General features: G+C 67.9%; 1 protein-coding gene. It reads right to left on the bottom strand.

The annotated features are described in order from the left end of the window. Positions 1-40 precede the first annotated feature (40 nt). A complete protein-coding gene (locus ACFOWE_RS30565; protein WP_377293977.1) occupies positions 41-2,101 on the bottom strand; it encodes a S9 family peptidase in 2,061 nt (686 codons plus the stop codon). Between the last annotated feature and the right edge of the window lie 372 nt (positions 2,102-2,473).

The following is a 2,473-nucleotide window of genomic DNA, read 5'->3' as shown; positions in this document are numbered from 1 at the left end:
CGTACGGCCCGGCGAGCGCCGCCGCCCGTCGCGGCCTACGTCATGCCGTGGCCTTCGCGGTGTCGAGGACCCAGGACAGGACGAACGCCTCCTCGCGCCAGGAGTCGTAGCGGCCGCTCCGGCCGCCGTGCCCGGCGCCCATCTCCGTCTTGAGGAGGAACGGCCCGCCCCTGGCGGTGTCGCGGAGCCGGGCGATCCACTTGGCGGGCTCGTGGTAGAGCACCCGGGTGTCGTTGAGGCTGGTGATCGCGAGGATCGGCGGGTAGACCCGGTCGTCCACGTTCTCGTACGGCGAGTACGACTTCATGTAGTGGTACACGTCCGCCTCGTGCAGGGGGTCGCCCCACTCGTCCCACTCGATGACGGTGAGCGGGAGCGACGGATCGAGGATGGTGTTCAGCGCGTCCACGAACGGCACCTCGGCGACCACGCCCGCGAAGGTCTCCGGAGCGAGGTTGGCGACCGCGCCCATCAGCAGTCCGCCGGCCGACCCGCCCCGCGCGACGACGCCGGAGGACCAGCCGCCGGCCCTGAGGTGCTCGGCGCAGGCGACGAAGTCGGTGAAGGTGTTCTTCTTCTTCTGGAACTTCCCGTCCTCGTACCACCGGCGGCCCATCTCGCCGCCGCCCCGGATGTGCGCGATGGCGAAGACGAAGCCCCGGTCCAGCAGGCTGAGCCGGGCCACCGAGAACGACGGGTCGACCGAGATCTCGTAGCTGCCGTAGCCGTACAGGACGGTGGGCGCCGGCCGCTCGGTGCCCTTCCTCACCGCGATCGAGATCGGCACGCGGGTGCCGTCCGGGGCGGTCGCCCACTCGCGGAACTGCTCGTAGTCGGCCGGGTCGTAGCCGCCGAGCACGGGCTTGCGCTTGAGCAGGATCAGCTCCCGCGTCCGCAGGTCGTAGTCGTAGACCGACGGGGGCGTGACCATGCTGGTGTAGCCGAGGCGCAGGCGCCCTGTGACGAACTCCGGGTTCCCCGACGGCGCCACGTCGTAGATCGGCTCCGGCATCGGGATCTCGTACGGCTCACCGTCCGCGGGCAGGATCCGGACGCCCGTCAGGCCGTCCCGGCGGAAGTGCACGACGGTGTGGCCCTCGAAGGCGTCGACGTCCAGGAGCCGGGTGTCCTCGCGGTGCCCGATCAGCGGCGTCCAGGTGCCGGGATCGTCGATGGGGGCCGTCGCCAGCTCGAAGTTCTCGGCGTTCTTGTTGTGCAGGACCAGGAAGCGGTCGCCGGCGTGGTCGATGCCGTACTCGACGCCGGTCTCGCGGGGCCGTACGACGCGGAACCCACCGGTGGGGTCGTCCGCCTCCAGGATCCGGATCTCGCTGGTGATCTTGCTTCCGGCGGAGAGGACCAGATAGCGCTCGCTGCGGGTGAGGCCGACGCCGATCCAGAACCGCTCGTCCTGTTCCTCGTGGACGAGCACGTCCTCGGAGGCCGGGGTGCCGACGGTGTGCCGGTAGACCCGGTAGGGACGCCACGCCTCGTCGACCGTCGTGTAGAAGAACGTGCTCCCGTCGGCCGACCAGGCGCCGCCGTAGAAGATGCCGGGAATCTCGTCGGGGAGGGTCTCGCCGGTGGCGAGGTTCTTGATCTTCAGGGTGAAGCGCTCGTCGCCGGTGAAGTTCACCGAGTAGGCCAGCAGGGTGCCGTCCGGGCTCACCGAGCTGGTGCCGAGGGAGAAGAAGTCGCTCTCACCGGCCAGCTCGTTGCCGTCGAGCATGATCTGCTCACCGGGGAGCGGCTCGCCGGCCTTCAGCTCCGGAGGGGTCTCGCCCTCGGCGACCAGGCGGCACTGGATGCCGTACTGCTTGCCCTCTTCGGTGCGGGAGTAGTACCACCAGTCGCCCTTGCGGGTGGGGACGGACAGGTCCGTCTCCAGGGTCCGGCCCTTGATCTCCTGGAAGATCGTCTCCTGGAGGGGCTTGAGGTGGGCGGTCATCTGCTGGGTGTAGGCGTTCTCGGCCTCGAGGTAGGCGATCGTGTCGGGATCGTCCTTGGCCGTCAGCCATGCATAGGGATCGACCACGGTGTCCCCGTGGTGGACGCGCTCGCTGGGGACCTTCTTCGCCGTAGGCGGCATCTCGCTGCTCACCCCGTCGAGTCTATGGTTCACCGGGCCTGTGATCCCGATCAGGGAATGCACGAGTCCTGCGGTGCGTTGTCCCGGTCGTCCCGTTCCGCTCCGTCGTTCGGTCACGAGTGGTCATCGAGGGCTGCTAATCTTTTGACGTCGCCAAGATCCGGCGCAAACCCACTCCACTCACTCCGGTGATTCAGGTGTGGTTTGTCCTGCTTGTCGGCGATCCCGGAGGGCAACGGCTTCCTTAAGATCGATTCGCAGAGTCGCTCGGAGGCTGGTAAGTTCGAAGGGTTGCTCCGGAAACGGGGCGGTCTGAATTCCGCAAGGATCTGCCAGACCGGGTCAAATTGACACGGAAAAGCGGAACTGCAAGAATAAAGACAC

Source organism: Planomonospora corallina (assembly GCF_042650625.1).
Classification (GTDB): Bacteria; Actinomycetota; Actinomycetes; order Streptosporangiales; family Streptosporangiaceae; genus Planomonospora_B; species Planomonospora_B corallina.
The sequence above is the reverse complement of the archived record's forward strand: the minus strand, read 5'-3'. Positions and strand labels throughout refer to the sequence as shown.